The sequence below is a fragment of the Micromonospora pallida genome (assembly GCF_900090325.1).
Lineage (GTDB): Bacteria > Actinomycetota > Actinomycetes > Mycobacteriales > Micromonosporaceae > Micromonospora > Micromonospora pallida.
Window position 1 is genome coordinate 7,255,311 of sequence record NZ_FMHW01000002.1, and the last position, 21,875, is coordinate 7,277,185.

Consider the following 21,875-nt stretch of genomic DNA (forward strand, 5'->3'; position numbering starts at 1 on the left):
GGCCGGCCCGCCCGACCAGACCGAGGACGGGAGCCCATGATGCGCCGGATCGCCGTCCTCGACGCGCCGACCAACCTCGGCCTGCGCCCACCCACGCTGACCAGCGTGCCGGGCTGCGCCAAGGCCCCGGGGGCGCTGCGTGACCAGGGCCTGCTCGCCCGGCTGCGGGCCCGCGACGCCGGCTGCCTCACCCCACCCCGGTACGACCCGGAGGACTGGCGCCCCGGCGACGGGGTGTGCCACGCCCGGGAGATCGCCGAGTACTCGGTGGCGCTGGCCGGGCGGATCGGGGACATCATCGACCGGGGTGAGTTCCCGGTGGTGCTCGGCGGGGACTGCTCCGTCCTGCTCGGCTCCGCGCTGGCCATGCACCGGCTCGGTGAGGCGGTCGGCGGCCGGATCGGCCTGGTCTTCGTGGACGGTCACTCCGACTTCCGGCACCCCGGCAACGCCTCCTACGTCGGCGCGGCCGCCGGCGAGGACCTCGCCCTGGTGACCGGACGCGGGCAGGCCGACCTGGCCGCCATCGAGGGCCGCCGGCCGTACTTCCGGGACGTCGACGTGGTGGTGCTCGGCATCCGGGCCCAGGACGAGTACCGCCTCGACCTCCAGGCCGCCGGCATCGTCACCCGGCCGGTGCCGGCGCTGCGCGCCGAGGGGGCGGCCCGCACCGCGCAGTGGGCCCACGAGCAACTCGCCGACTGCGCCGGCTACTGGCTGCACGTCGACGTGGACGTGCTCGACCCGGCGGTGATGCCGGCGGTGGACGCCCCCGACCCGGGTGGCATCGCCTTCGCCGAGCTGGAGATCCTGATCGCCGGCCTGGTCGACACCCCGCACTGCCTCGGCGTCGAGCTCACCGTCTTCGACCCCGACTACGACCCGGACGGCTCCTACGCCGCCGAGATCGTCAACACGCTGGTCGCCGGCCTGGCCCCGGTCACCGCCCCGGGCGCGGTCCCGCCCCGGCTGCTCCCGCCGTCCCCGGTCCCCACACCCCGCCCGGCCGTCGCCGCCGTCTTCCCCGAGGCCCTTCTGGAGCGGTCGCTCCCGACCGCCGCAGACCCGTCAACTGCGAGCCGGTCGTCCCCGGATGACGCCGACGACCTCGCCGTGGTGCGCGAGCGGGTAGCGGATGGCCAGCAGCCGGTTCCGTTCGACGAGGTGCTGCGGAACCTGGAGGGGGCATGACCTACGGCGAGGTCTACGGCCGCTGACCGTCGTTGCCAGCCGACGTCCGGGCTTCCGGGTCGTTACCGCTTGACGTCAGACCGCACGGGCCGAGGTGACCGGCGGGTAGGACACACCGTCCGCCGGTCGTGCGGGAGTCGCACCAGACTGGGCCGTCCCGCCCGGCCTCCCTGGCGTGTACGACCACCGCCCGTACCGCGAACTGCACGTCCTCACGCGTGACGTACGGCGGCAGGGGCACATCGTCCGATGGACCGTCGTTCGGCGGCACGGCTTCCTCCTCTGGCGGGTGCGGTGGCTGGCGGTGGCACCGGAGTGGGCGGGGACGCTCGGCACGGCCGCGCGCCCGTACAGTCGGGTCTGCTGCACCGACAGGTGACAGGTGTAGTCACGCGGCCTGACTGGCCGGTGGGTGCAGGGTGGTCTCGAATCCAACGGGGGTCAACCGGGACAGAGACCGTTGTCGTCTGCGGCGGTGGTAGGTCCGTTCGATCCAGGTCACGATCGCGATCCGTAGTTGCTCGCGGGTGGCCCATGAGCGCCGGTTCAGGACGTTGTTCTGCAGGAGGCCGAAGAAGGACTCCATGGCGGCGTTGTCGCCGGCGGCGCCGACGCGCCCCATCGATTCGCGCTGAAGGACCGCGTCGCTAGACGACCGCTGGTGATGTTATGTGGCTGCGGAGGACGGATCCTGCATGGTTCCTGTACCGCTGACCGACCACATCCAGCCACTTGGGCCTCACGATTCCAGTGGGTCGAGGAGCGTGCGGATCAGTGTGGCGCTTTCAGCGTCTCCGGTCTCGATGAAGGCATCCACCGCCTGCTCCCAACAGCTACGTGCCTCGTCGAACCGGCGCACCTGCCCGAGGGCGATGCCAAGGGCGCCCCACGCCTGGCCTTCGCGGTGGCGGTCGCCGAGCCGGTGGTGGATGTCGCGTGCATTGGTGTGGGCGGTGATGGCTTCGTCGAACCGGCCTACCTGTTGCAGGGCGCTGCCGAGGCTGTCCCACACCTGGCCTTCGCCGTGGTGGTCGCCGAGCTGGTGGAGGATGTCGCGTGCGTTGGTATGGGCGGTGATGGCTTCGTCGTACCGGCGCACCTCGGCCAAGGCGATGCCGAGGTTGCTCCACGCCTGGCCTTCGCGGTGGTGGTCGCCGAGTCGGTGGTGGATGTCGAGTGCGTTGGTGTGGGCGGTGATGGCTTCGTCGTACCGGTGCACCTGCCGGAGGGCGATGCCGAGGTTGTTCCATGCCCTGCCTTCGCCGTGGCGGTCGCCGAGCTGATGACAGATCTCTAGGTCGTTGGTGTGGGCGGTGATGGCTTCGTCGTACCGGTGCACCTGCCGGAGGGCGATGCCGAGGTTGCCCCACGCCTGGCCTTCGCGGTGGTGGTCGCCGAGCCGGTGGTGGATGTCGAGTGCGTTGGTGTGGGCGGTGATGGCTTCGTCGTACCGGCGCACCTCCGTCAGGGCGACGCCGAGGTTGCCCCATGCCGTTCCTTCGCCGTGGTGGTCGCCGAGCTGATGGAGGATGTCGCGTGCGTTGATGTGGGCGGTGATGGCTTCGTCGAACCGGCGCACCTGTTGCAGGGCGATGCCGAGGCTGTCCCACACCTGGCCTTCGCCGTGGCGGTCGCCGAGCTGATGGAGGATGTCGCGTGCGTAGGTGTGGGCGGTGATGGCTTCGTCGTACCGGCGCACCTCGGCCAAGGCGATGCCGAGGTTGCTCCACACCTGGCCTTCGCCGTGGTGGTCGCCGAGCTGGTGAAAGATGTCGAGTGCGTTGGTGTGAGCCGTGATGGCTTCGTCGAACCGGCGCACCTGTTGCAGGGCGATGCCGAGGTTGCCCCACGTCGCGCCTTCGCCGTGGCGGTCGCCGAGTTGGTGAAAGATGTCGCGTGCGTTGGTGGCGACGGTGATCCAGTCAATGAAGTGGCGGCGGAAGTACAGGAAGTGGCCGAGCGCGGACGCGAGGCCGGTGGCGATGTGTGGCAGGTCGTGGGTGGGGGCGCTGACGCAGGCGCTGACCAGGTTGTCATGTTCGGCGTCGAGCCAGCGCAGGGCGTCCTGCCGGCTGGGGAACCGGGTGGTGTCGGCCGGGCCGGTCGGCACCAGGTGGGTGCTCGCAGCTTGGGTGGCGTGCAGGTAGTGGGTGAACAGCCGGTGCCGGGCGGTGTGGGTCCCGTCGGGGCTGGTGGCGGATTGGCCGGCGGCATGCAGGCGGACGAGGTCGTGCATGCGCCACCGATCGGCGGCCGGTTCGTCGACCAGGTGCGCGCGGTGCAGGTCTTCCAGCAGCACCGCGACCCGAGCGGTGGGCAGGTCGGTCAGGGCAGCGGCGGCTTCGGTGGCGATGTCGAGGCCGGGGTTGACCGGCATGAGCCGGTACAGCAGGGCTTGGTCGTCGGTGAGGTGCTGGTATGACAGGTCGAACGCGGCCCGCACCGCGATTTCCTGTCGGGACAGTCCGTCGAGGCGGGCCTGGTCGTCGCGGAGCCGGTCGGCCAGGGCGGCGGGTTGCAGGTGTGGGCGGTCGGCCAGCAGCGCGGCGACGACCCGCAACGCCAGGGGTAGACCTGCGCACAGCTCGGCCAGATCGGCCATCGTCTGTTGCTGGTCCGGCGCGTGCAGGCGCGGATCGTCCGCACCGCGCCGCTGCGCGATGACCTCGCGGATCAGGGCAACGGCTGCGTCCGAATCGAGGACATTGAGGTCGTGCAGGCGGGCGTCGATGTTCAGGGTGTGCCGAGAGGTGACCAGCACCGCAATCGCCGGGTCAGCCGGGAGCAGCGGAACGACTTGGTCCCTGGTGCGGGCGTTGTCGATGACCAGCAGCAGCCGGCGGTCCTGGCTGGTGTAGGCGTCCAGGACACTGCGCCACAGCCGGGCCCGGTCCTGCTCGCTGGCGGGGATGTGTTCGCCGGGGATCCCGATGGCCTGCAACCAGCCCTGCAGCGCGTCAGCGGCGGACAGACACCGGTCGGGGTCATAGCCGAACATGTCCACGAACAGCACCCCGCCCGGAAACCAGCCCGACTCGCGTAGTGCCCGCTGCGCGGTCTGCACCACCAGTTCGGTCTTGCCGACCCCGGCCATTCCGGCCACCGCCGACACCAGCACCTTGCCACCCTCACCGTCAGGGGACAGGCTCCGAAGCAAGGCGTCGACCTGTTGCTCGCGGCCGGTGAACACCGCGGCCGGGCGGGGTAGGCCGGTCAACGCGGGACGGATCTCCGCCGGCAGGGTCACCTGGATGTCGCGGCCCATCACCACCGCGTTGAAGAACACCCCGTCGGCGATCCGGTTCGACACTCCCGGCGGATCAGGAGTCGAGGCGCTCACCGGGCCGTTCCGTCCGCGTCAGGCTGTTGGCTGGTCGGAGGGGGCAGGACGATGCCTCGCATGTCCCGGCCCATGACCACCGGCCCGTGGAACCGGCCGTCGTCGATCGTGTTGGACATGTTCCCCGCCTGCGGGCCACTCGCAAGCGGCGGCCGACCCGCAGCCGGATCCGGTGCCGGTTCACCGGTGGTGCTCACCTGTTCCAGGTCCCGGCCCATCACCACTGCGCCGGTGAACTGGCCTCCGCCGATCCGGTTATTCACGTCCCCGCCCACTGCTGGCGTGGCAGTGGCCGCGCGGCGGGCCTGCACTGCGCTGTACCCGGCCACGCTCACCCCAGCGAGGTTCAGGAACACCCCGATAACGCTGGCCCACCGGTCGGCGTCCTCCAGCCCCGCCCGTACCAGCAGCACCACGCCCAGGACACACACCAGCAGCCCGACGGCCACGCCCGCCAGCCACCAGCCCTTACCACCACGCGTCGTCACAGGTCCATTGTCGACGCTCAGGGCCATCACGTGGTTCGTCCACGCCGAGCCAGGAGCGGCCCTCGGGGACCGACCCTCAGGCGAGGGCGCGGAGGAAGCGGGCGGTGATCGGGACGGCCGAGTCGGCGCTGGAGCCGCCCTTCTCGACGAAGACGGCGACGGCGATGTCGCCCTGCCAGCCGACGAACCAGGAGTGCGTGTTGGCCGGGTTGTCGTCGTACTCGGCGGTGCCGGTCTTGCCGTGCACCGGGTCGCCGGGTACGCCGCGCAGGGCGGTGGCGGTGCCCTTGGTGACCACCTCGCGCATCATCGTGCGCAGCGGGTCGACATGCTCGGGCGTGAGTTGCGGGCCGGCCGGCGCGGGCTGTCCGGGGGCCGGGTCGAGCAGCAGTTTCGGCTGTTCCCAGCGGCCTCGGGCGACGGCGGCGGTGGCGGCGGCCATGGCGACCGGGCTGACCAGGGTGGTGCCCTGACCGAACGCGGCGGCGGCCAGCTCGGCGGGGGAGCCGCCGGTGGAGACCTTGCCGGTGAAGGCGTCCACGCCGAGGTTCCAGGTGGCCTCCAGGCCGAGCGCCCGGCCGGTGTCGGCGAGGCCGTTCGCGTCGAGTTTCGGGGCGAGCGCGGCGAAGGCGGTGTTGCAGGACTTGGCGAAGTCGGTCCGGAACGGCACCTTGCCCAGGGCGAAGTTGTCCGAGTTCTTGAAGGTCCGGCCGTCGACGGTGAAGGTCTTCGGACAGTCGACCGGGCCGTCCAGGGTCACCGCGCCCCGGTCGAGCAGGCCGAGCGTGCTGACCATCTTGAAGGTCGAGCCGGGCGGCACCTGGGCGTTGAACGCGAGGTTCTCCCCGGCCGCGCCGGGGCCGTTCGCCACGGCGAGCAGCGCGCCGTCGCTGATCCGGACCGCGACCAGGGCGGCCCGGCGTCGTTCACCCCGCAGGGCGGCGTCCGCCGCGTTCTGGGTCGCCGGGTCGAGGGTGGTGCGGAGGGGCTCTCCAGGCTGCGGGTCCTTCCGGAACACCTCGGTCTCGGTCCGGGCCCAGGTGCCGTCCGACCCTCGGCGTTCGGTGCCCACGCTGAGTCCGACGGTGCCGCGCAGCCGCTCGTCGTACCGGCCCTGGAGGCCGCCGTGACCGACCTGGTCACCCTCGGCGTAGACGTCGGGCTTGGCGGCCAGGTCGTCGGCGGTGGCCGGGTCGACCGAGCCGAGCAGGGCGCGGGCGAACTCCCGGGTCGGCGCCAACTCCAGCTTCTCTTCCCGGAACTTGGTGCCGGGCAGGTCGTAGATGCGCGGGCGGATCTGCTGGTACGCCTCCGCGCGCAGGGTGACCACCTCGACGAACGCGTCCGGTTTCGCGTCGGCCAGTTGCTTGGGCAGGTCGGACACGTCGACCGGCGGGGTGATGGCCGGACGAATGGCCCGGAACGCGGCGTCCAACTGGCGGGCCAGTGCCGCGGCGTCGGTGACCTCGTTGGGCTGTACGCCCACCCGTACCACCGGGCGGGCCGCGACGATCGGCGCGCCCGCTCCGTCGAGCACGGCGGCGCGGGGCGCGACGACCCGGCGTACGGCGAGCCGGTCGCCGCGCAGCAACGCCTCGTGGACCAAGGAGGGCTCCCAGATGACCTGCCACGCGTCGTCCCCGCCCCGAACCAACCGGATCGGTCGCTCGTACGCCCACCGGGTGTCGCCCGGTAGCGTCCACTCAACGGTGATCCGCCCCTCGGCCGAATCCCGGGTGATCGTCGGCTCCCCGGACCGGCGCAGGGTGGGCGGCTGGTCGGCCAGCGCGCCGGAGAGCTCCCTGATCTCCTCGACCACCCGCTCGGCCGGCACCCGGGCGCCGGTCGGGTCACGGAAGCCGACCGCGTGGAGGTCCCCGGACCGCCATCCGGCGAGGAACGCGTCGACGCTGTCCTCCGGCCCGTCGCTGTCCGAGCAGCCGACGAGTACGGTGCCGGTGACGACGACCGCGAAGACCGCGGCGAGCAGGCGACGGGTACGCGACCGCCGGGGCGGGTACGTGAGTGGCATGGACCCTCCGATCTCGGCTGACCTGCACGGTAGTACGCGAACCCGCCTCCCGTGGCCCCACGAAGTCCGCCGTTGGTGGTGTGATGAACGTCGCGCGTCGGGGTATTCGTGTGCCAGCTACCTCGAACCCGCAACGGGTGGATGGGCGACAGTCCCGAACCGGACGTCCAGCCAGTGGATGGTCGGCACCTAACGTGATCGACAGGGCCTAGGCTGGGCGGTGAGTGACCCACAACGCGGTGGGTCGAGGGGAGTGGCACCGATGGACCGGCGTCCGGCGATCAAACCGGGACCCGACCTGCGGCCGGATGGCCCTGGCCGCGATGACAGTTTCGAGTCGACGACCGACCGTAACGGGTACGGCCGACTTCATACAGGAGCAACCGGGATGTCCGGTGCGAGTGTCGACACCTTGATCGACCCCGGCCTGCCACCGGTGGGTTACGACGGGGAGGACGTCGAACTCGACGAGCCGGTACCCAACGCGGAGCGCCTGGTCGCCCAGGCGGTCGCGCTGGCCGGCGGGGACCATGGCGCGGCTACCCTGGTCGACCGGTTCTGGCGGTTCGCGCCGGACGAGGAGCTGATCGGGTTCACCGCCGAGGAGATGCTCGACGCGGCCCGGGCCCACCGGGAGCTGGCCGAGCAGCGGGTCCCGGGCGAGTTGAAACTGCGCATCCACGAACCGGACGCCGAGCAGCACCACACGGTCATCGAGATCGTCACCGACGACATGCCGTTCCTGGTCGACTCGGTGACCTCCCTGCTCAACTCCCACCACCTCGACGTGCATCTGCTGGTGCACCCGCTGGTGGTGGTCCGGCGGGAGCCGCTGGGCCGGCTGGCCGAGGTGGCGGCGGACGTCGAGCCGGACGACGCGATCGACGGTGACATCGTCGAGAGCTGGATGCACATCGAGATCGACCCGATCCGGGACGCGGCCCAGCGGGACCGGCTGCGCACCGAGTTGAAGCGGGTGCTGACCGATGTGCGGGAGGCCGTCGAGGACTGGCCGAAGATGCGCCAGCGGGCCGTCGCGCTCGCCGACGAGCTGGCCGCGGTGCGTACCTCGGAGCATCGGCCGCCGGTGCCGGAGAAGGACATCACCGACTCGGTGGAGCTGCTGCGGTGGCTGGCCCACGACCACTTCACCTTCCTCGGCTACCGCGAGTACCAGCTCGTCGACATCCCGAGCGGGGACGGCGACCGGCCCGGCGGGCAGGCCCTCGAAGCGGTGCTCGGCACCGGCCTGGGCATCCTGCGGCAGGACCGCACCGAGCCCCGGACGCTGTCGTCGATGACGCCGGAGGCGCACGAGAAGGTGCTGGAGAAGCGCCTGCTCATCATCACCAAGGCGAACTCCCGGGCCACCGTGCACCGGACGGCCTACCTCGACTACATCGGCTTCAAGATCTTCAACGACGCGGGTGAGGTGATCGGGGAGCGGCGCTTCCTCGGGCTCTTCTCCACCGCGGCATACCGGACCAGCGTGCGTGAGCTGCCGGTGGTGCGCCGCAAGGTCGCCGAGGTGATGGAGCGTTCCGGGCTGAGCCCGCGCAGCCACTCCGGCAAGGACCTGCTCCAGATCCTGGAGACGTACCCCCGGGACGAGCTGTTCCAGATCAAGACCGACGACCTCTACCACGCGGTGATCGGCGTGCTCCGGATGGCCGGCCGCCGGCAGTTGCGGGTGTTCCTGCGGCGGGACGGCTACGGTCGGTTCCTCTCCTGCCTGATCTACCTGCCCCGGGACCGCTTCACCACCCAGAACCGGCTGCGCATGCAGGACATCCTGCTGCGCGAGCTGAACGGCGTCGGGGTGGACTACACCACTCGGGTCACCGAGTCGATGCTGGCCCGGGTGCACTTCATCGTCCGGACCGACCCGACCAACCCCCCCGGGGACGTCGACGCCGACCTGCTCGCCGAGGAACTGGCCGACGCCACCCGGCTGTGGGACGACGACTACCGGCTGGTGCTGGAACGCAAGCTCGGCGACGAGCAGGCCAAGCACCTGTTCACCCGGTACGCCGACGCCTTCCCGGAGGGCTACAAGGACGGGCACACGCCGTACGAGGCGATGAAGGACCTGGCCAAGCTGGAGCTGCTGGAGGAACCCGGCCAGCTCGAGATGCACCTGTTCCGCAAGCAGCTCGCGCCGCGCCACGGCGGGCGGGCGGGTGCCGACGAGGCGATGGACGTCCGGTTCAAGGTCTACCGCAACGGCGAGCCGATGCTCCTCTCCGACGTGCTGCCGGTGCTGCATTCGCTCGGCGTACGGGTGGTCGACGAGCACCCGTACGAGGTGGACCGGATCGACGGGCGGATCTACCTCTACGACTTCGGCCTGCGGCTGCCCGAGGGGCACCAGGAGCTGGCCGAGGTGCGCCCGCACGTGGAGAACGCCTTCGCCGCCGCCTGGCGGGGCGAGGCAGAGGTGGACGGCTTCAACGAGCTGGTGCTGCGCTCCGGGCTGACCTGGCGGCAGGTGGTGGTGCTGCGTGCGTACGCGAAGTACCTGCGCCAGGCGGGCACGGTCTTCTCGCAGGACTACATGGAGTCCACCTTCATCGCGTACCCGAGGATCGCCACCCTGCTGGTGGAACTGTTCGAGGTGCGCTTCGACCCGGCGGCCGAGCTGGACGCCGAGGCGCGTCAGCGGCGCGGCGACGAGCTGGTCGACACCATCAACGCCGCCCTGGACGACGTGTCCAGCCTGGACCAGGACCGGATCCTGCGGTCGTACCTGACGCTGATCCGGGCCACCCTGCGGACCAGCTTCTTCCAGAAGATGGAGGACGGCGGACGGCCCAAGTCGTACGTGGCCTTCAAGCTGGACCCGCAGGCCATCCCCGACCTGCCCGCGCCCCGACCGAAGTACGAGATCTTCGTCTACTCGCCGCGGTTCGAGGGCGTGCACCTGCGGTTCGGGCCGGTGGCCCGGGGTGGGCTGCGCTGGTCCGACCGGCGGGAGGACTTCCGTACCGAGGTGCTCGGCCTGGTCAAGGCGCAGATGGTGAAGAACACCGTGATCGTGCCGGTGGGTGCCAAGGGCGGCTTCGTGCTCAAGCAGAAGCCGGGCGACCGGGACGAGGCGGTGGCCTGCTACCAGGAGTTCATCTCGGCGCTGCTGGACGTCACCGACAACATCGTCAGCGGCGACGTGGTGCCGCCGGTCGACGTGGTGCGCCACGACGGCGACGACCCGTACCTGGTGGTGGCGGCGGACAAGGGGACGGCCACCTTCTCCGACATCGCCAACGAGATCTCCGTCGCGCACAACTTCTGGCTGGGGGACGCCTTCGCCTCCGGCGGCTCGGCCGGCTACGACCACAAGAAGATGGGCATCACCGCCCGGGGCGCCTGGGAGTCGGTCAAGCGGCACTTCCGCGAGCTGGGGCACGACACCCAGTCCGAGGACTTCAGCGTGGTCGGCGTGGGCGACATGTCCGGCGACGTGTTCGGCAACGGGATGCTGCTCAGCGAGCACATCCGGCTGGTGGCCGCCTTCGACCACCGGCACATCTTCCTCGACCCGGACCCGGACCCAACCAGCTCGTACGCCGAGCGGAAGCGGTTGTTCGACCTGTCCCGCTCGTCGTGGCAGGACTACGACGAGGGGCTGATCTCCGAGGGCGGCGGGGTGTTCTCCCGTACCGCGAAGTCGGTGCCGATCTCGGCGCAGGTCCGCGCGGCGCTCGGCCTCGACGACGGGGTCACCCAGATGGCGCCGCCGGAGTTGATGAAGGCGATCCTGACCGCTCCGGTGGACCTGTTCTGGAACGGCGGCATCGGCACCTACGTCAAGGCGGCCAGCGAGACCAACGCCGAGGTGGGGGACAAGTCCAACGACGCGATCCGGGTCAACGGCCGGGACCTGCGCTGCCGGGTGGCCGGCGAGGGCGGGAACCTGGGCTGGACCCAGCTCGGCCGGATCGAGTACGCCCAGGCCGGCGGGCGGATCTACACCGACTTCATCGACAACGCGGCCGGGGTGGACTGCTCCGACCACGAGGTGAACATCAAGATCCTGCTCAACACGGCGGTCGCCGACGGGGAGCTGACCGTCCCGGAGCGGGACGAGCTGCTCGCCGAGATGACCGACGAGGTCGCCGAGCTGGTGCTGCGGGACAACTACGACCAGGCGCGGGCGTTGAACAACGCCCAGGCTCAGTCCGCGTCGCTGCTGCCGGTGCACCGGCGGATGATCAGTGACCTGGAACGCTCGGGTGCGCTGGACCGCACGCTGGAGGCGCTGCCGTCGGACGAGGAACTGGCCGCCCGGGCCGAGTCCGGGCTGACCGCGCCGGAGTTCGCGGTGCTGCTCGCGTACGTGAAGATCGTGCTCGAGCGGGAGATCCTCACCGACGGGCTGGCCGACGAGGAGTGGACGACCGACGTTCTGGTCAACTACTTCCCGACCCCGATGCGGCAGCGCTTCGCCCACCGGATGGGGCAGCACCGGCTGCGCCGGGACATCGTCACCACCGTGCTGGTGAACGAGGCGATCAACCGGGGCGGCATCTCGTTCGTGTTCCGGGTGGTCGAGGAGACGGCGGCCTCCCCGGCGGACGTGATCCGGGCGTACGTGGTGGTCCGCGAGGTCTTCGGGCTCGGGGAGCTGTGGGACGCGGTCGAGGCGCTGGACAACCGGGTCGCCCCGGAGTTGCAGACCAGCGGCTACCTGGACACCCGGCGGCTGCTGGACCGGGCGGTGCGCTGGCTGGTCACCAACCGGCGTTCGCCGATCGACGTGCCGGCCGAGATCGCCCGTCTGCGGAACGGCGTGGCGCGTCTCCTGCCGGAGCTGGAGCACCTCTTCTACGGTGCCGAACGGGAGGCCCTGGCCGCGCACGTCGACATGACGGCCAAGCGGGGGCTGCCCCGGGACCTGGCCGAGCAGGCGACCCGGCTGATGTACAGCTTCGGCCTGCTCGACGTGGTGGAGACGGCGGCGCAGACCGGCCGGGACGTGGGTGAGGTGGCCTCGGTCTACTTCGTCCTCTCCGACCGGTTCCGGGTCGACTCGCTGCTGTCGAAGATCTCCCTGTTGCCCCGGGAGGACCGCTGGCAGACCCTGGCCCGGATGGCGTTGCGGTACGACCTCTACGCCGCCCTGGCCGCGCTCACCAGCGAGGTGCTGGACTCCACCGACGCGGCCCTGCCGCCGCAGGAGCGGGTGCAGGTCTGGGAGGAGTCCAACGCCGTGTCGATCCACCGGGCCAACCGGGCGATGGGGGAGTTCGACGAGTCCCGGGCGGACCTCGCCGCGCTCTCCGTCCTGCTCCGGCAGATCCGTACGCTGGTGCGTACGTCCTCGGCGAGCTGAGCCGGACGCGCCACGCGCCCGGTGGGACGGTCACCGGGCGCGTGGCGCGTTTCGTCCGCCACCCCCTCACGTCACCAGGGTGGCGAAGACGATGATGTTGTCCGGGTAGTTACGGGTGTCCTCGTCGAACTGCCCGCCGCAGGTGACCACCCGCAGCGCGGCCCGGTCGTTGTAGCCGTAGACCAGGTCGGACGGGAACTCCGTCTTCGGGTACGCCCGTACCAGGTCGACCTTGAAGACGGCGGAGCTGCCGTCCTTCCGGGCGACCGAGATGGTGTCGCCGGGCACCAGCGCGCCGAGGTCGAAGAAGACGGCCGGGCCGGTGTAGCTGGAGTCGACGTGCCCGACGATCACCGCGTTGCCGATCTCGCCGGGGGTGGGACCGAGCCGGTACCAGCCGGCGAGCTGCGCCTGCTCCAGCGGGGGCACCTGCACGGTGCCGTCCGCCTCCACCCCGAGCGACATGATCCTGGCGTCCACCCCGATTCGGGGAATGGAGATGGTGGTCGGTTCGGACGGGGCCATCGCCCCCGGATCGGTGTCCGGGTCGAGGTCGCTGGCCAGATCGGTGGGGTCCGGGTAGGTCGCCTCCGGTTCGGTGCCGGCGCCGGATGCGGCCGCCCCGACCACCGGCTGCGGCGGCCGGGACGGTTCCGATGCGGTCAGTCCCATGCCGAGCAGTCCGGCACCGATGACCCCGATCAGGGCCACCACCACGGCCGCGCCGGCGGCGCGCCACGGTACCCCGTGACGGCCGCCGGCGGACGTCCTCACGTCAGACCAGTTCATCGGCCCGACGACGGCGCATCAGCACGATGCCGCCGAGCGCGGCGGCACCGAGCATCGCCGCTCCACCGGTGGTCATATCGCGGTCGACGCCACCGGTGGCGCCGCCGTCACCGCCGTTGACGTGCCCCCGAGGCGTGACGATCAGGGTGCCCTCGCCGCAGGAGCCCTTGAGCTCGTACTTGCCCGGCTCGGCGTCCCACGGGATCTCGGCCCGGCCGTAGTACACGAACCGCGGCTCCTTGTGCCACGACTTCTCCTCGGCGGACTCCTCCTCGGCAGCCTCCTCCCCGGTGGCGGCGGCCTCGGCGTCGGTCTTCTTCCGCGCGGCCTCCTCGTCGGCCTTCTTCTTCTCCTCGTCGGCCTTCTTCTTGGCCTCCTCGTCCTTGTCCTTCACCTCGTCGCCGGCACCCGCGCCGCCCGGAGCGCCGTTCATGCTCGGCTGCCCGGCCTCGTCGGCGGAGTCGCCCCACCCGTCGGACTGGTTGCCCTCGTTGGACAAGCCGCTACCGGCCGGGGCACCGTTCTGGTTGGCGTTGCCGTTCGGTGTGGTGGTGTTGCCGTTCTCTGTGGCGTTGCCATTGGGCGTGGTGGTGCTGCCGTTGGGCGTGGTGGTGCTGCCGTTGGGCGTGGTGGTGCTGCCGTTCTGGTTGGCGTTGCCGTTGGGCGCGGTGGTGTTGCCGTTCTCGGTGGCGTTGCCATTGGGCGTGGTGGCGTTGCCGTTGGGCGTGGTGGTGCTGCCGTTGGGCGTGGTGGTGCTGCCGTTCTGGTTGGCGTTGCCGTTGGGCGCGGTGGTGTTGCCGTTCTCGGTGGCGTTGCCGTTCGGCGCGGTGGCGCTGCCGTTCCCGGTGTTGCCGCCGTTCCCCCAGCCCCCGTCGTTCCCCCATCCGCCGTCGTCCTGGGAGCCGCTGCCGTCCCATCCGCCGGAGTCCTTGTGGTCCTTGTCCTTGCCCTTGTGGTCCTTGTCCTTGCCGGACCAGTCGCCCCCGGACTCCTCGCCGCTGCCGGACTCCTCGCCCTTCCAGTCGTGTCCGCCGCCCTTCCAGTCGTGCTTGCCGTCCTTCTTGTGGTGGTCCCGGGGGTGGAGCTTGACCTTGCCGGTCACCTCCGACCAGACGACGGCGTGCTCCTGGCGCTCCGTGCAGACCTCGATCAACCAGACATCGTGGCCCGGCTTCACGGCGTGCGGATCGGCGTAGACCTTGCCCTTTTTGTGGTGGTCGTCGTGCCCGCCGCCGTTGTCGGCGAAGGCGATCCCCGGCGTGAAGACCAGCAAGGAGGCCCCGCCGAGGGCGGCGCCTGCGACGACCTTCCCGAGCTTGTTGATAGCCATGACCTGCGTCACTCCATCCCTTTTCGTCCTGACCCGGCGGAAGCCGAGCTAGGTCAGACGTTAGACCGATTCGCGAACTCTGCGGGGAAAGATTCGTGTTTAGGAGTGGGTTCGGCTATCGGGGGATCAGAGTGGTACAGGCTGTTCCGCTCTTCCGGTCCTGCGACGCGTCGTTACCGGCCGATCGCCCGGAACGGACGGGAGCGCTCCCATCTGCCTTCGCGTTGATCCACTCCCTTTCGGCGATACTGCGCCTTCCCCCGGCCCGGACACCGCGAGATCGGCAAAAAGGAGCGTGGGTTACCCGGCGGGGAACGGTGACGACCCGGGTAACGGGCTACGGCGGTCCGGAGCGGAGGGCCGAAACAGAACGGCCACCGTGCCTTCGGCGGCACGGTGGGAAACAGGCGCGGCGTTAGCCTGGGGTGGCGCTATCCGGCCGGCCGGGCGGGACGACCAGCTGGGGTGACCCGGACCGGTTCACCGGTCCGGGCGTGACGGCCGGCCTGGACGGTCACGTCGACGGCTCGGAACGCCGCCTCGGGGTCGTACGGCGGTGGAGGCCGCCCGCGCGGCCCCGGCCGACCGGGTGGCTCGGCCGGGGCTCGTACGAGGTCAGGGCACGGTGCGCTCGACCGCTGCCCGGCCGTCCCGCTCCAGGTCGCGCCGGGCCCGTTCGACGTTCTTCCGGTCCGGGTCCTGGCCCCGGGCCGCCGCCAGGTCCTCCGGGTCCCAGGGCTGCTCCGCCCCGGTACGGAGGGACACGCGGCCCTCGCCGCTGGTGCCGGCGTACGGGTCACCGATCAGCTCGTCGGCGCCGGCGCGCTCCACCGGGGTCTCGCCGGGCGTCACGAAGGCCGGGGTGTCCTCGTCCGGGCCGCCACCGGTCACCAGCTGTGGCACCGTCGTCTCGTCGTCCACCGCGGCGGCCACCTCGGGGCTCTCCTCCAGCGGCCGGTCGGCGGCGCGGTCGCGATCCGTCATGGTTCTGCCCTCCTGTCGCCAGGCGCGTTACCTGAAACCTCTCGCGTACCCCGCAGAGCCCACCCCATGCGCCCGACCGCTGCCCGCCCCGCCACCACGGCCGGCCGTCCGGCCCCGCCACCGGGACCGGGACCGGGACCGGGCAGTTTGGCTTCGCCACCACGGCCGGCCGCCCGGCCCCGTCGCCGGGACCGGGCGGTCTGGCCGCCGGCCGTCGGGTTACCGCCCGAGGACCCGGTCGAGGAAGTCGCGGTAGCGGCGGACCGCCTGCCGGAGCTGCTCGGTGTCGGCGGAGCCGTCGTCCTGCCAGCCGCCGAGCCGGTTCTTCTGCTCGGCCAGCGCCGTGGCGAGCGCGTTGATCGCCTCCTCCACCAGGCCCTGGGCCTGCCCGGCCGCCGCCTTGGGATCGTCGACGAAGCGGAGCTGGACGTCCCGCCAGCGGTCCCGGAACCCCTGCGCGGCGCCCGGGGCGAAGAGCGTGGCCGGCTCGGCTAGGGCGGACGCGGAGGAACCGGTGGTACCGGCGGCGGTGAGCGTGTCCGGAGCACCGGTGGGAGCCGCCGTCGTCGGGGCGGTGTCCGGGTCCACCATCGCCGGGGCCGGACTGCCGTAGCCGGCACCGTCGGCCGTGGCGTTCCGGCGTACCCCCGTGTCCCGGTGCGATCCGGTGTCCGAGTGCGGTCCGGTGTCCGAGTGCGGTCCGGTGTCCCGGTGGGCGGCGGTCGCGGCCGGGCGGCGGTCGGCGGCCGCGTCGTCGCGGTGCCGGACGGCCGGCTCGGCCTCGTCGGTGACCTGCGCGCGGTGGTGGCCGTGCAGCAACCGGGTGGGCTCCGCGCGGCCGTCGACCCGCCGTTCACCGACCGCGCCGTCGCCGGGGCGCGCGGTGCGTTCCTCGCGGGGGTCCGGCTCGTCGGCGGGGATCGGGCTGGCCAGCGCCGAGGCGGCCACCGCTCCGCCCACGGTGGTCGCGCCGAAGGCGGTCGGCACCGGGCCCGGCGGGTGGAAGTCCGCCCGCCCGTCGGCCCCATCCCGGTCGTCCCGGGGTCCCGCACCGGCGCCGGCAGGACTCCGGTGGCCCCGCTCCCGCCGGTCTGCCACGGCGTCGTCGTCGGAGGTGCTCCCGTTCCGGCGGGCCGTCCCGGTCGGGTCGTCGAAGGTGCCCCGGTCGTCGAGCGCGTCCTCGGGCACCTCGGTCCGCCCGGCACGGTTGCCGTGGCGGTCGACCGTGGCGACCGGCGGTGGGATCGGCACCGGCTCCGAACGGACGACCTCGGTCTGGTCGGTCTGCTGCTCCTGCTGGCGCATGGCAACGGCCTCCTCAGCGGCTCGTGACGTCGTGCGGGGTCTCGGTCTCGGTGCGGCGCTGCGCCGGCGGCTGGGCCGGGGTCTCGGTCTTGGTGCGCTGCGCCGGCGGCTGGGCCGCGACCGGCTCGGTGCGGTGTGGCGTCGACGGCTGGGCCGGGACGGGCTCGGTGCCGAGCAGGTCGGCGACGAGCGCCCGGTAGTGGACGACCGCCTGCCGCAGTTCCTCCGTGCTCGCCTCGCCGCGCTCGTTGCGCAGGTGGATCTCGTGCGCCTCCCGGTAACGGGTCAGCGTGCGGGCGTGGGCGACGGAGAGGTGGGCGGCCTGCTCGTCGAAGTCCCCGGTCGGGTAGCCGCGCTCGGCGACCAGCCGGGCGACCAGCGCGTCGGCCTCGCCGACCGCCTCGGCGGGGGTGTCCACGAAGCGGAGCTGGACCTCCTCCCACGCGGCCGTGTACCGGGCGCGCGACTCGGGGCTGAGCGGGGTCAGGGTCAGCTCGGCGTGCCGGCGTTCGCGGTCGCGGAGTTCCTTCTCCGCCTCACTGCGGCTGGCCCGCTCGGCGACGAGCCGGTCGTACTCCGGGCCGAACCGGCGGCGCAACTGCCGGCGCCGACTCGCGGGCACGGCCAGCGCGACGGCGGCGGCGATCAGGAGTACGACGAGAACGATGACGACTATCTGCGTGGGCGACATGGCCTCCTCCTTCGCCACCAGCTATTCCCGCGTCGACCTGATCGCCAATCCCGATTGCGCCTACTTTCCCGCTGACGCGCCCGACATGACCGAGCCGACATGCGGATCTTCCGCGAAAACCTGATTGATTCAAGAAAGCTGGCTTGGGCTGAGTTATGCCGGTTTGCCGCCATCGGGCACGCCGAGGCGTCACCCGGACGAAGGGGTGCCCAGTCCCTCGTCCCGGGCCGCGGTGATCGCCTCGGCACGGCTGTTCACCTGAAGCTTCACCAGGATGGCGGAGACGTTGTTGCGTACCGTCTTGGGGCTCAGCCCGAGCCGCTGCGCGATCCCGGCGTTGGGCAGGCCCCGGGCCAGCAGCCCGAGGATCTCCCGTTCCCGGTCGGTGAGCTGCGGGAACGGCTCCGGTTGGCCGGGACCGGCGCGGAACAGCATCGCGGCGCGACCCGCGACAGCGGCGCCGAGAACCAGGTCCCCGCTGGCCACCGCACGGATGCTGCGCTCCACGTCGGCGGCGCTGGCGCCCTTGAGCAGGTAGCCACGGGCCCCGGCGCGCATCGCCGCGACCAGCGACGCGTCGTCGGAGAGCATGGTGACGACCAGCACGCCGACGTCGGGGTGGTCGCGGGTGAGCACCCGGGTCGCCTCGACGCCGGACCCCTGCCCGAAGTGCAGGTCCATCAGCACGACCGTGGGCCGTACGCGGGTGACGACCTGCAACGCGGTCGCCACGTCGGCGGCCTCGCCCACGCAGTCGATACCGTCGAGCGTGGACAGCAACGCCGTCATGCCGAGCCGGAAGACGGGGTGATCGTCCACCACGACGACCCGGATCGGTGCGCTCACGACAACTCCAGGGGGATGGTCAGCCGCACCATGGTGCCGCGCGGGTCGGCCGGGCCGACTGTGAGTGTCCCACCGATGCCGTCGGCCCGTTCCCGCATCGCGTGCAGGCCGACGCCCCGGGTCGGCCCGACGGGTGGCCCCTGACCGTGGTCGGTGACGATGATCCGCAGCAGGTCCGGCCGCCGGTCCAGGGTGACCGTGCAGTGGTCCACCCCGGCATGCCGGTGCACGTTGCGCACCGCCTCCGCGGTCACCCCGTACGCGGCGGTGGCGACCGAGCCGGGCAGCGGGTCGAGCGGCACCGGGACGTGCACGGCGACGTCCAGCCCGGCCCGCGCGTACTGGTCGCGCAGGGTGTCCACCGCAGGTTCCAGGCCGCCGTCGGCGAGCACCGGCGGCAACAGGCCGTGCGCCAGATCCCGGACGTCCTCGGCGCGTGTGGTCAGCTCGGCAATCAGCCGCTCCAACAGTTCGTCCGCGCGGGCCGGGTCGCGGTGCAGCAGGTTGCGGGTGGCGGCGAGGCCGAGACCGATGCCGCTGAGCGCCGGGCCGAGCCCGTCGTGCAGGTCCCGACGCAGTGCCCGGCGCTCCTCGTCGCGGGCCTCGGCGAGCCGCCGCCGCGAGCGGGTCAGCTCCTCGTTGGTCCGGGCGAGATCCACCACGGCGGCGACCACCGGGGCGAGCCCGGTGAGCGCTTCGGCGACCCGGCCGCCGAGCAGTTCCCCCGGCCGCGGCCAGGCGTGCAGGTACCCGACCTGGCGACCCCCGCTGGTCAGTGGCACGGTCACCGGCGTCCCTCCGGCGCGCGGGGGCGGCTCGGGCCCGTCGGCGGTGACCAGCACCTCGGCGAGGCGCAGCGCGGCGGCGATCACCGGACCCAGCTCGGCGGAACTGTCCAGGCTGTGGGCGACCCGGCGCATCAGGGGTTCCGGGCTCTCGCCGTGCACCAGCCGGTCCACGCCACGCTGCACCCACTGCCGCACCGGCTGGAAGGCGACCGCGATGACGGCGGTCACCACGATCCGGGGCGCGGACGATGCGTCGGGCAGCACCCGGTCGAGCACGGTGACCCCGGCGGCGTACCCGGCGATCACCCCGGCGGTCAACAGGTACCACACCAGGGCCCGCCGGACCGCCAACCGCAGGCCCCACATCTGCTGCCGGAGCACCACCACGGCGACCGCCGCCGGGAAGAACGCCTGCGAGGCGAGCATCAGCAGGGCGGGCACCGAGGCGGGCAGCACCGGCGGCAGCACGGTGACCAGGAACGCGAGGGTCAGCAGCGTACTACCCGCGGTCGCCCAGCCCATGCCGTGGCGCTGCTCCGGCGGGCCGTACCGCCAGCGCCAACCGCAGGCCGCCGCGGCGAGCAGACCGAGCAGTACCAGGGCGTACCCGGCCGGCTCGGCGAGCGCGGCGCGGACCGCCGTGGCGGCGGGCCCGAGCGGGACCAGCCCGCGCGGCGGCGGCGCGGTCAGCACGAGGACCGACGTCAGGGCCACGTACCCGAGGCCGACGGCGACCGCGACCCGCTCGACGCGGGTCGGCGGCCGTTCCGGCAGCAGCCACGGCATCACCACGACCAGCGCGTACAGACCGGGAACCCAGGCCCAGTGGTGCGCGGACAGCAGCCAGTACGGGCCGGTGGACAGCAGGCCCCACTGGGCGGCGAACGCGGACAGGGATCCGCCGACCGCGGCGGCCGCGACGATCCACCCGGCGAGCCGGCCGCCGGTCCGCCGCCGGCTCAGCACGAGCCAGGCGACGCCGCCGTAGACGATCCCGTCCATGAGGTCCACCAGCGAGTACAGCTGGGTGTCGGTGAACGCGGGCAGCGCGACACACCAGGCGAGGATCGCGCCGGTGGTGCACCCGACGGTGACGGCGAGGACCACCCAGGCGGCGATCCGGTCGGACGTGCGGGGAGTCGACATGGTCCCTCCACTGTGTCGATCGTCGCCGGCAGCCGCAGATCACCGTTCGGCCGTTCGGATGATCCCGGGTGTCCCGGCCGGAACGGGACACCGGTCCCTGGTGACCGGGACGGCGCGGCCCGTTGACTGTCGGTCATGACCTCTCTTCCGGACCACATCCCGGCCCACGTCAAGGGTTCCTACATCAACTGCGACCAGTACGCCCGTGAGGCGCGGCTCACCCCGCCGCCGGCCGCCGACCACTTCCCGGCCCACGTCAAGAACTCGTACGTCAACTGCTACGAGTACGCCCGTGAGGCGCGGCTCACCCCGCCGCCGGCCGCCGACCACTTCCCGGCCCACGTCAAGAACTCGTACCCGACCTGCCAGGAGATGGTGCGGACGGTGCAGCTCACCGCCGCGCCCGCAGCGGCATGACGACGCTGCACGCCCCCACCCGGCTCGCCGGCACTTGGCGGGAGTGGCTCGCCGAGAACCTGGCCATGGGTGCCTCCGTCGAGGAGGCGCGGGCGGCCGCCGTCGCCGGGTGCGGGGACGCCGACGCCGTCGACGCGGAACTGGCGGAACTCACCGACCATCCGTACTTCGCCGTGTGTCGCCGGCTCGCGCTGCGCTACGACTGGATGGAGTCCGTGCTGGACACGTACCGGTCGCTGCGCAACAGCGACGGGGGACGGACCCTGGAGCACCGCGCGGACCTCACCCCGGAGGAGTTCTTCTCCCGGTACTACTTCGGGAACCGCCCGGTCGTGCTCGACGGCATGATGACGGACTGGCCCGCCCTCGACTGGACGCTGGAGAGCCTGGCCACGGCGTGCGGCGACGCCCAGGTCGAGGTGATGACCGGTCGGGACGCCAACCCGGACCACGCCTGGCAGTACGACCGGCACCGCACCACCATGTCGTTCCGCGACTACCTGGCGGCCCTCGGCTCCGGCGTCCGCACCAACGACTACTACATGGTCCCCCGCAACGAGAACTGGTCCGGGCCGCTGCGGCCACTCGCCGCCGACGTGCGGCACCCGGCGGGCATCGTGGATCCGACGGCCGTCGGACACCTGCTGCTCGGTCCGGCCGGCACGGTCACGCCGCTGCACGTGGACAACAGCAGCGTGCTGCTCTGCCAGGTGTTCGGCCGCAAGCACGTCCGGCTCGTGCCGTCGTACGAACGACACCTCGTCTACCCCCGGGGCGGCACGTTCAGCGCGGTCGACGCGGCCAACCCGGACCCCGTCCGGCACCCGCGGTTCGCCGAGGCGACCGTGCTGGAAACCGTCCTGGAACCCGGTCAGATGCTGCTCGTCCCGGTGGGCTGGTGGCACTGGGTGGAGGCGCTGGACGTGAGCGCCACGGTCACGTTCCACCACTTCTGCACGCCGGGGCAGAACCACAAGATGGCGACCCCGCCCGCCGCCGGCCAGGACGACTGACCGGTACTCGACCGGGAACGCGTCACCGGACACCCCGTCGCACCCGTGACGGGGTGTCCGCGTACCCGTGTCCATCGTGGAGCTGGTCCGGCCGGAACCGAGCGGACGGTAGTGCATCAGCGCACGATTACGTATCCTGCCCAAGGTGCTCGTACCGGAGCCCGGTACGTCGGGCGGTGCTGCCCG

Annotated in this window: 15 protein-coding genes and 1 pseudogene; 5 read left to right on the top strand and 11 right to left on the bottom strand. The window is 72.0% G+C overall.

From position 1 onward, the window contains the following. Positions 1-36: 36 nt before the first annotated feature. The gene (locus tag GA0074692_RS31205) at positions 37-1,191 is read left to right on the top strand and encodes an arginase family protein (protein WP_091651286.1); all 1,155 of its coding nucleotides are present in this window, start codon (positions 37-39) and stop codon (positions 1,189-1,191) included. A gap of 388 nt (positions 1,192-1,579) precedes the next feature. Here the strand turns inward: GA0074692_RS31205 and GA0074692_RS31215 are convergent. The 4 genes and pseudogenes from GA0074692_RS31215 to GA0074692_RS31230 form a co-directional block, all read right to left on the bottom strand. Then, positions 1,580-1,816, bottom strand: a pseudogene (locus GA0074692_RS31215) (integrase core domain-containing protein); the annotation flags it as partial. A gap of 114 nt (positions 1,817-1,930) precedes the next feature. Then, the gene (locus GA0074692_RS31220) at positions 1,931-4,531 is read right to left on the bottom strand and encodes an ATP-binding protein (RefSeq protein WP_141725453.1); all 2,601 of its coding nucleotides are present in this window, start codon (positions 4,529-4,531) and stop codon (positions 1,931-1,933) included. Then, positions 4,528-5,019, bottom strand: a complete 492-nt coding sequence (locus tag GA0074692_RS31225) for a hypothetical protein (RefSeq protein WP_141725454.1) — start codon at positions 5,017-5,019, stop codon at positions 4,528-4,530. The genes GA0074692_RS31220 and GA0074692_RS31225 overlap by 4 nt, the downstream gene beginning before the upstream one ends. Positions 5,020-5,095: 76 nt before the next feature. Beyond that, on the bottom strand, positions 5,096-7,051 hold the full coding sequence (locus tag GA0074692_RS31230; RefSeq protein ID WP_091651300.1) for a penicillin-binding transpeptidase domain-containing protein: 1,956 nt from the start codon (positions 7,049-7,051) through the stop codon (positions 5,096-5,098). 262 nt (positions 7,052-7,313) lie between these two features. Between GA0074692_RS31230 and GA0074692_RS31235 the strand changes: the two genes are divergently transcribed. Continuing rightward, complete coding sequence (locus tag GA0074692_RS31235; RefSeq protein ID WP_091651302.1) at positions 7,314-12,380, top strand: NAD-glutamate dehydrogenase; 5,067 nt, start codon at positions 7,314-7,316, stop codon at positions 12,378-12,380. Between the two features lie 66 nt (positions 12,381-12,446). Here GA0074692_RS31235 and GA0074692_RS31240 read toward each other — a convergent pair whose 3' ends face one another. The 5 genes from GA0074692_RS31240 to GA0074692_RS31260 form a co-directional block, all read right to left on the bottom strand. Continuing rightward, positions 12,447-13,169: a class F sortase gene (locus tag GA0074692_RS31240; RefSeq protein ID WP_091651305.1), complete on the bottom strand. Its 723-nt coding sequence runs from the start codon at positions 13,167-13,169 to the stop codon at positions 12,447-12,449. Next, complete coding sequence (locus tag GA0074692_RS31245) at positions 13,156-14,499, bottom strand: hypothetical protein (RefSeq protein WP_141725455.1); 1,344 nt, start codon at positions 14,497-14,499, stop codon at positions 13,156-13,158. Before GA0074692_RS31245 ends, GA0074692_RS31240 begins: the two co-directional genes overlap by 14 nt. A 615-nt stretch (positions 14,500-15,114) precedes the next feature. Then, on the bottom strand, positions 15,115-15,483 hold the full coding sequence (locus GA0074692_RS31250) for a hypothetical protein (RefSeq protein WP_091651311.1): 369 nt from the start codon (positions 15,481-15,483) through the stop codon (positions 15,115-15,117). 219 nt (positions 15,484-15,702) lie between these two features. Then, positions 15,703-16,788, bottom strand: coding sequence for a hypothetical protein (locus GA0074692_RS31255; protein WP_091651315.1), 1,086 nt, complete (start codon positions 16,786-16,788; stop codon positions 15,703-15,705). A gap of 13 nt (positions 16,789-16,801) precedes the next feature. After that, entirely contained in the window at positions 16,802-17,479 is a 678-nt protein-coding gene (locus tag GA0074692_RS31260) for a periplasmic substrate-binding domain-containing protein (protein ID WP_091651318.1), read from the bottom strand. On the opposite strand from GA0074692_RS31260, the gene GA0074692_RS36620 reads away from it, so the two are divergent. Continuing rightward, positions 17,469-17,603, top strand: coding sequence for a hypothetical protein (locus tag GA0074692_RS36620; RefSeq protein WP_281199078.1), 135 nt, complete (start codon positions 17,469-17,471; stop codon positions 17,601-17,603). The two genes, GA0074692_RS31260 and GA0074692_RS36620, sit on opposite strands and share 11 nt — an antisense overlap. A gap of 65 nt (positions 17,604-17,668) precedes the next feature. Here the strand turns inward: GA0074692_RS36620 and GA0074692_RS31265 are convergent, their stop codons facing one another. After that, complete coding sequence (locus tag GA0074692_RS31265) at positions 17,669-18,325, bottom strand: response regulator (protein WP_091651323.1); 657 nt, start codon at positions 18,323-18,325, stop codon at positions 17,669-17,671. After that, positions 18,322-20,259 (bottom strand): sensor histidine kinase, encoded by a 1,938-nt coding sequence (locus tag GA0074692_RS31270; RefSeq protein WP_091651327.1) that lies wholly within the window; start codon positions 20,257-20,259, stop codon positions 18,322-18,324. Before GA0074692_RS31270 ends, GA0074692_RS31265 begins: the two co-directional genes overlap by 4 nt. A gap of 135 nt (positions 20,260-20,394) precedes the next feature. Between GA0074692_RS31270 and GA0074692_RS31275 the strand changes: the two genes are divergently transcribed. Together GA0074692_RS31275 and GA0074692_RS31280 are read left to right on the top strand one after the other, a co-directional pair. Then, complete coding sequence (locus tag GA0074692_RS31275; protein ID WP_091651331.1) at positions 20,395-20,676, top strand: hypothetical protein; 282 nt, start codon at positions 20,395-20,397, stop codon at positions 20,674-20,676. Beyond that, entirely contained in the window at positions 20,673-21,689 is a 1,017-nt protein-coding gene (locus GA0074692_RS31280) for a cupin-like domain-containing protein (protein ID WP_091651334.1), read from the top strand. Before GA0074692_RS31275 ends, GA0074692_RS31280 begins: the two co-directional genes overlap by 4 nt. Positions 21,690-21,875: the final 186 nt, after the last annotated feature.